This is a genomic window from Cellulomonas sp. IC4_254, assembly GCF_011603975.1.
In the GTDB taxonomy this organism is placed as follows: Bacteria; Actinomycetota; Actinomycetes; order Actinomycetales; family Cellulomonadaceae; genus Cellulomonas.
In genome coordinates this window covers 1-6,923 of the sequence record NZ_JAANNB010000198.1, presented here as the reverse complement: position 1 = coordinate 6,923, position 6,923 = coordinate 1, and the positions used below count along the sequence as shown (strand labels likewise).

The 6,923-nt window shown below is 75.6% G+C and carries 6 protein-coding genes and 1 pseudogene; 4 read left to right on the top strand and 3 right to left on the bottom strand.

Going from position 1 to position 6,923, the window contains the following annotated elements; all coding sequences use genetic code 11:
- The 3 genes and pseudogenes from G6556_RS15875 to G6556_RS20020 form a co-directional block, all read left to right on the top strand.
- The coding region (locus G6556_RS15875) for a fibronectin type III domain-containing protein (RefSeq protein WP_205693594.1) at positions 1 to 483 on the top strand (483 nt) is incomplete at its 5' end.
- Between the two features lie 102 nt (positions 484 to 585).
- Positions 586 to 888: pseudogene (locus G6556_RS19720) on the top strand (metalloregulator ArsR/SmtB family transcription factor); the annotation flags it as partial.
- A gap of 374 nt (positions 889 to 1,262) precedes the next feature.
- Positions 1,263 to 2,810, top strand: coding sequence for a GAF domain-containing protein (locus G6556_RS20020; RefSeq protein ID WP_166943575.1), 1,548 nt, complete (start codon positions 1,263 to 1,265; stop codon positions 2,808 to 2,810).
- A 43-nt stretch (positions 2,811 to 2,853) separates the two neighbouring features.
- On the opposite strand, the gene G6556_RS15860 is transcribed toward G6556_RS20020, so the two are convergent.
- Positions 2,854 to 3,471, bottom strand: a complete 618-nt coding sequence (locus tag G6556_RS15860; RefSeq protein WP_166943572.1) for a M15 family metallopeptidase — start codon at positions 3,469 to 3,471, stop codon at positions 2,854 to 2,856.
- 158 nt (positions 3,472 to 3,629) lie between these two features.
- Here G6556_RS15860 and G6556_RS15855 point away from each other — a divergent pair, with 158 nt between their 5' ends.
- On the top strand, positions 3,630 to 3,794 hold the full coding sequence (locus tag G6556_RS15855; RefSeq protein WP_166943569.1) for a hypothetical protein: 165 nt from the start codon (positions 3,630 to 3,632) through the stop codon (positions 3,792 to 3,794).
- 19 nt (positions 3,795 to 3,813) lie between these two features.
- Here G6556_RS15855 and G6556_RS15850 read toward each other — a convergent pair whose 3' ends face one another.
- Both G6556_RS15850 and G6556_RS15845 read right to left on the bottom strand, forming a co-directional pair.
- A complete protein-coding gene (locus tag G6556_RS15850; RefSeq protein WP_166943566.1) occupies positions 3,814 to 4,332 on the bottom strand; it encodes a hypothetical protein in 519 nt (172 codons plus the stop codon).
- 105 nt (positions 4,333 to 4,437) lie between these two features.
- The gene (locus G6556_RS15845) at positions 4,438 to 6,807 is read right to left on the bottom strand and encodes a transglycosylase domain-containing protein (protein WP_166943563.1); all 2,370 of its coding nucleotides are present in this window, start codon (positions 6,805 to 6,807) and stop codon (positions 4,438 to 4,440) included.
- Between the last annotated feature and the right edge of the window lie 116 nt (positions 6,808 to 6,923).

Sequence of the window (6,923 nt, the reverse complement as noted above, 5' to 3'; positions counted from 1 at the left end):
GTGCGGCTGGCGTGGGGGCCGGAGGGCGGGGTGGAGAGCGGCCGCGTCGACCGGGCGCTGACCGGGTCGTCGTCGGCGCAGGAGGTCGCCCACGACCTCGCCGGCCTGCTCCCCGGCACCCGGTACCGCTGGACCGCGACCGCGACGACCGCGGCCGGCACCACCGTCCTCACCCGCACGTTCGACACCCCGGGTGCTCCGACGGTGCGGGCGCTCGCGGCCACCGGCGTCACGCGGACGGGCGCGACGGCGCAGCTGCGGGTGCACCCGCACGGCCTCGACACGACGGTCCGGGTCGAGTGGGGGCCCGGCTGGGCCGGGCGGACCGCCGAGGTGCCGTTCCCGGCGGCGTCCTGGGAGCGCGCGGGCACGGTCGGGCTCACGGGCCTCGCGCCCGGAACGACCTACCGGTACCGGGTCGTCGCCACGAACGCGGCCGGGACGACCGTCGGCCCGGAGCAGGTGCTCACGACCTCGGGCTGAGCCGTCCCGCGCCCGCCGGTTGTGCAACCGTACGGTTGTGGTGCCGGGGCCCGGCGTGGCACGCTACGGCGGCCGTCACCCACCCACCCGTCAGGAGGACCCGTGGCCGACCCGCTCTCGCAGGTGTTCGCGGCGCTCGCCGACCCGCTGCGCCGGGACCTCGTCGCGCGGCTCGCCTCCGGGGACGCCACGGTGGGGGAGCTCGCGGCGCCGTACGAGGTCACGCCGCAGGCCGTGTCCAAGCACCTGCGGGTGCTGGAGGGGGCCGGGCTGGTGAGCCGGCGGCGCGAGGCGCAGCGCCGGCCCGCGCACCTGGAGACCGAGGTGCTCGACCTCCTGACGATGTGGATCGAGCGGAACCGGCGCGAGGCCGAGTTCCGGTACCGGCGGCTCGACGAGGTGCTGCTCGGCGAGGGCGCGGAGCGGGCCGAGCCCGCCACCACCACGCCCCCCGCGACGGCCCCGGTCGCCCCGGCCGTCGTCGTCGTCGCCGAGCCGGACCGCGACGCCGCGCCGGGCCCGCGGGTGCGCACCGAGCGGGCGCTGCGGTTCCGGATGGACGGCGAGCGGGTGTTCCAGCCGTGGGACCTCGGCGAGCGCGTGCTGCGGCCGGAGGAGGGCGCGGACGGCCCGGACGGCGCCTGACCTGCGGGGGTGGTGAGCCGGGCGCGTGGCGATCTGTCCGTAATCACCCGGCTTGCCAGGTTTGATCCGCTCACGCGCTGCCGTTCGGGGTCGATGGGTTCCTCGCCAGGGGGTACCGACCCACGAGGAGCCACGTGTTCACCCGCACCCGCCCGCAGCCGCCGACCGCGGCGACCGAGCTGTCCGAGTCCCGCGCGAACATCGACGCCGTCACCGCGGTGGTGCACGCGCTCGCGGGCGCGACGACGTCCGAGGAGGCGGTCCGCGCGGCGCTCGACGTCGTGCGCGAGCGGTTCGACTGGGCGTACGGCTCCTACTGGCGGGTCGACGGCGACCGCGCCCTGCGCTTCGTCCAGGAGTCCGGCGACGCCGGCGACGAGTTCCGCCGGGTGACGCGCGCGGCGTCCTTCACGGAGGGCGTCGGGCTGTCCGGGCGCGCCTGGCGGCACCGCGACCTGGTGTTCGTGGCCGACCTCGGCGAGCTCACCGACTGCGTGCGCGCCCCGGCCGCGCAGCGCGCCGGCGTGCGCTCCGGCATCTGCTTCCCGCTGCTGGAGAACGGGGCCGTCACCGGGACGATGGACTTCTTCACCACCGAGACGCTGAGCCCGTCCCCGCAGCGCCTCGCGACGCTGCGCAGCATCGGGGTGCTGGTCAGCCAGGCGATCGAGCGGGTCGCCACGGCCGAGCGGCAGGCCCAGGCGCTCCAGGACATCGAGGCCGTCAACCGCGTCATCCACGAGGTCACGGGCGCCCCCACCGCCGAGGAGGCGCTGAGCCGCGCGCTCGCCGCCATCCGCGAGGGGTTCGGCTGGGCGTACGGGTCGTACTGGCGGGTCGACGAGGAGCAGCGGGCGCTGACGTTCGTGCAGGAGTCGGGCGACGCCGGTGCCGAGTTCCGCGAGGTCACGCGGGCGGCGTCGTTCCGCGAGGGCGTCGGCCTCGCGGGCCGGGCGTGGCGGGCGCGGGACCTGGTGTTCGTGCCGGACCTCGGCGAGCTCACCGACTGCGTGCGGGCCCCCGCGGCGCAGCGGGTCGGCGTGAAGTCGGGCGTCTGCCTGCCGATCGTCGTCGCCGGGCGGGTCGTCGGCACGATGGACTTCTTCGCGACCACGACGCTCGAGCTGTCCCAGGAGCGCGCCGACGCGCTGCGGAACACCGCGTTCCTCGTGGCGCAGGCGCTGGAGCGGCACGCGGGCGCGGCGCGGCTGCGGACCGCGGGCGAGGAGCTCGTCACGTCGATCCAGGAGGTCGAGCGCAACGTGCTCGCCGCCACCACGGTCGCCACGGACGGCCAGCGCATCGCCCAGGACGCGAACCGCGAGGTCGCCGGACTCGGCGTGTCGAGCGCGGAGATCGGCCAGGTGGTCACGGTCATCCAGGGCATCGCCGCGCAGACGAACCTGCTCGCGCTGAACGCCACGATCGAGGCGGCGCGCGCGGGGGAGGCGGGCCGCGGGTTCGCGGTCGTCGCGCACGAGGTCAAGGAGCTCGCCAACGAGACGGCCGCCGCGACCACCCAGGTCGGCGAGAAGGTGCGGACCATCCAGCACCAGGTCGACGGCGTCATCGCGTCGCTGGCCCAGATCGGCGGCGTCGTCGAGCGGATCAACGAGACGCAGCAGACGATCGGCGGGGTCCTGACGGAGCAGGTCGCGGTCACCCGCGCGATCCTGGACTGACCCACCCGGCCGCGCTCCCGGCTGGGCGCGGACGCCGGGCTCGCTAGCCCTGGTACGCCCAGTGCCAGGGCTCGCGCGGGGTGTCCTCGACGAAGCCGTACCGGCCGCCGTTCGCGCGCATCCAGGACTGCGCCGCGTCGTCGAGCTTGAGGTCGACGGCCATGCCCCAGCCGTGGTCGCTCGTGCCCGGGACCGCGGCGAGCCCGCCCTGCGAGTACAGGCCCTTGCGGGCGGCGACGTCGACCTGGGCCTCGTAGGACCGGTAGGAGTCGGTGATGCCGATGGTGACGCCGTCGCGCGCGGCGTCGGCGATCAGGCTCTCCAGGGCGTCGGCGGCCGGCGCCCAGAGGCGGTGCCCGGTGCTCCCCACCTCGTGCAGCGCGTCGGCCGGGATCTTGCCGTTGCCGTAGCCGGCCAGCGCGACGGGCACGCCGTCGGCGTTCCGGGCCGTGCTGGTCGCCTCGGCGGCGGCGCCCGCGGCGGTCCCGGCCGACCCGGGCGTCGTGGCGCCCGCGGCGGCCGACGAGCCGTCGACGGCCACGGCGAGGGCCTGCGCGAACGCGGTGCCGCTGCTGGTCGTGGTGGTCGGCGTCAGCGACCCGATGCTCGCCTGGATGGCGGCGATGCGCTGGTTGATCGACGCGATGCCGTCGAGGCTCATGCGGTGTGGTTCCTCCCCCGGGGTGCTCCGTTCCCCATCGGCCGGCCGGGGCCGGTCCTGAGGCACGGGCGGCGAGCTGCCGCGTGATCCTGGGGCAGATCGCGACACGCGGGGTGCGGAGCGGGGCCGTGTCGGTGGTCGTGCGTACCGTCGTCGGCATGAGGAGTCAGCGGCACGTGTGCATCTGGTTCGACGACGGCGACGGCGTCGAGCTCCTGTGCGCCTGCGGCACCCGCGCGGTCGCCGTGGTGGACGAGGAGTCGGGCGAGCTGGTCGTGGTGGCGACGGTGGAGGAGCCCGCTCCGCTGGCCGTCTCGGCCTGACCTCGCGGCGGGTGCCGGGTCAGCTGACCGGCACCGTCCGCCGCTCGGGCGTGAACGCGTAGAGCACGCCGTCGCGCTCGCCCACCCACCACGCCCCGCACATCACGGTGGCGTCCTGCTCCGCCTCCGCCGGCCACCAGTCGGCCGTGAGCGTCGAGACGGAGCGGAAGTCGGCCGGGTCGCCCTCGCTGGGGTGCGGCGCCAGCGGGTGCTCCGCCGACACCGGCACGCAGTCGTCCGGCAGGTCGGCCAGCGCCGCGCGCATGGTGGCGATCCGCTCGTCCCCGCCGGGCCGCTCCTTGACCCGGACGTCGGTGGCGCCGTCGGGCGCCCACGCGGGCAGCGAGTCGTCGGCCTTCGCCTCGGCGCCGGTGGCGAAGGTCGTCGCCCGCGGGTCGGGCTCCCGGCCGAGCGCGCTCGCGACCGCCCCGCCGCACGCGCTGAGCGTGAGCGCGGCGGCCGCGGCGAGCGACAGCGCGGCGAGCAGCCGGCGCTCGGGCGTCCGCGGCGGGGTGCTGGTGAGCGGGGTGCCGTCCATGCCCTCGACGCTAGGGTCGGCGCCCCGGCGGCCGCGTCGGCTCCCGGGACGGTCGTGCCGGCCCGCCGGTCATCCCGCAGGGGGACGGCCGCTCCGCCCCCGGTCTCAGGGCGGCGCCGGAGGAGCGGCCGGCGGCGCCGCCGGGGGTGCCTCCGGCGGTGGCGCGGGCGCCGGCCCCGCCGACGGGACGACCGTGACCGTCGACCCGATGGTCGCGGTGCCGGTCGGGCTCTGCCGCAGCACGGTGCCGGGCGCCGCGGGGTTCGGCTCGGGCGTGCCCACGGAGACCCGGAACCCGGCCCGCTGCAGCGCGGCCTGCGCACCGGCGACGTCGCGCCCGACGACCGACGGCACGGGGAGCTGCTTGCCGAGGACCTCGTCCTGCCCCGGGGGCGCGAACGCCGGCACGGCCTGCCCCTCCAGGGTGCGGGTCATGAACGACTTCCAGATGGGCACAGCCACCGACGACCCGAACACGTTCCGGATGTACCGGCCGTTGATCGTGATGCGCTGCATCGGGACCATGCGGTCGGCGAACCCGACCCACACCGCGGTCGCCCGCAGCGGGGTGTACCCGACGAACCAGGTGTGCTCGTTGTGGGACGTCGTCCCGGTCTTCCCGGCCGACGGGAACGGCGGCGGGTCGGTGGCCGCGGTGCCGCTCCACACATTCTGCAGCGCGTACGTCACGGCGTTGGCGACCCGCGGCTCCAGCGCCCCCGGCGTGCAGCCGCCGGGCGGGACGGGCAGCGCCTGCCCGTCGGTGTCGGTGACCGCGAGGATCGCGACCGGCACGCAGTAGGTGCCGCCGTTCGCGAACGCCGCGAAGGCCGCGGCCATCGACAGCGGCGCGACCGAGTTCGAGCCGAGCACGTTGGCGGGCAGCGGGTCGAACGGGCCCTCCCCGGACGACCCGCCCGGCTTGTGGATGCCCAGGGCGCTCGCGGTGTCGAACACGCCGCAGATGTCGATCTGGGACGCCATCGCGATGTAGCCCGAGTTCACGGAGTTCCGGGTGGCGTCGAGTACGCTCATCACACCACCGGACCGCGGGCCCTCGGCGTTGGCGAACCGGTACTCCGTGCGACCGTCCAGGTCGGTGCACGACGCCCGGAACTCGCTGAACCGGTACGAGAACCGGGTCCCGTTCACGCGCTCCGACAGGCTGTGCCCCTCCTGCAGCCACTCGGCGAGCGTGAACGGCTTGAACGTCGACCCCGGCGGGAAGCCGCTGCCGCCGCCGTACGCGAAGTCGGTGCTGTAGTTGACGGCCGTCTCGCGGTCCCCGTGGTCCTCGGTGTTGTTGTACCGGCGGTTCTGCGCCATCGAGGTGATCTTCCCGGTGCCGGGCTCGACGGTGACCAGGGCGGTGGCGACGCCCGACGGGTCGTCCGCCGGGACGCCGCCCTGCACCGCGTCGGCGGCGAGCGCCTGCTCCCGGGGGTCCAACGTCGTCGTGATCGTCAGCCCGCCGCGGTACAGCCGGTCGATCCGGTCCGCCTCGGTCGCGCCGAACGCCGGGTCGTTCCGGATCACCTTGGTGACGTAGTCGCAGAAGTAGCCGGAGCCGGGGACGGTGACCTCCGCCGCCATGCAGCCCACGGGCCGGGTGTCGACGTGCAGGGTGTCGGCGATCGGCACGGCGACCCCGGCGGCGAGCTCCTCGGCGGTGAGGTAGCCCTGCTCGTGCATCAGCCGCAGCACGAGGTCGCGGCGCTGCTGCGCGGTCTCCGGGTTCCGCACCGGGTCGTAGGCCGTCGGGCTCTGGGTGATCCCCGCGATGGTCGCGGCCTCGACGTACGACACCTGGGCGGCGGGCTTGCTGAAGTACCGCTGGGCCGCCGCCTCGACGCCGTAGGTGTTCACGCCGAACTGGGCGATGTTCAGGTACGCCTCGAGGATCTGGTCCTTGGTCATCTCCTTCTCGAGGGCGATGGCGAGCTTGGCCTCCCGGAGCTTGCGGGCGTAGCCCTCCGCGCCGTCGGCCTCCCGGGCCGCCTCCGCGCCGGCGGCGTCGCCCGCGCGGACGGCCTGCTCGATCAGGACGTTCTTGATGTACTGCTGCGTCAGCGTCGACGCGCCCTCGGTGCGGCCGGACGACTGCAGGTTCCGGACCAGGGCGCGGACCATGCCCTCGGGGTCGATGCCGCCGTGCCGGTAGAACCGCTTGTCCTCGATCGCGACGACGGCCTGCTTCAGCGGCTCGGCGACCGCCGTCAGCGGCACGACGACCCGGTTCTCCGCCCAGAACGTCGCCAGCACCGTGGTGCCGTCGGACGCCAGGATCGTCGACCGCTCCGACAGCGGCTGCCGCTCGATCTCCGAGGGCAGGTCCTGGAACGCCTCCACCGCGAGGTCGGTCGTGCCGTCCGCGACGGCGACGGTCGGCAGCACGAGGCCGGCGGTGAGCAGCCCGCCCAGCACGGCCGTGAGGACGAACGCCAGCACCAGCGCGACCGCCCTCGTGACGGTCATGCGCCGGGCGGTTCGACCCCCGCCGGGTGCCATGTGCGCCACGGTAGGGCGTCGGGGCGCAGGTCGCGCCCGGGCACCGGGTGAGTTCATCCCCGCCGGATGAGGGGGCGCGCGGG

Coding starts and splice junctions, on each gene's coding strand:
- G6556_RS15860 (WP_166943572.1), bottom strand. CDS start 3,471: ATGAGCCTCGACGGCATCGCGTCGATCAACCAGCGCATCGCCGCCATC.
- G6556_RS15855 (WP_166943569.1), top strand. CDS start 3,630: ATGAGGAGTCAGCGGCACGTGTGCATCTGGTTCGACGACGGCGACGGC.
- G6556_RS15850 (WP_166943566.1), bottom strand. CDS start 4,332: ATGGACGGCACCCCGCTCACCAGCACCCCGCCGCGGACGCCCGAGCGC.
- G6556_RS15845 (WP_166943563.1), bottom strand. CDS start 6,807: ATGACCGTCACGAGGGCGGTCGCGCTGGTGCTGGCGTTCGTCCTCACG.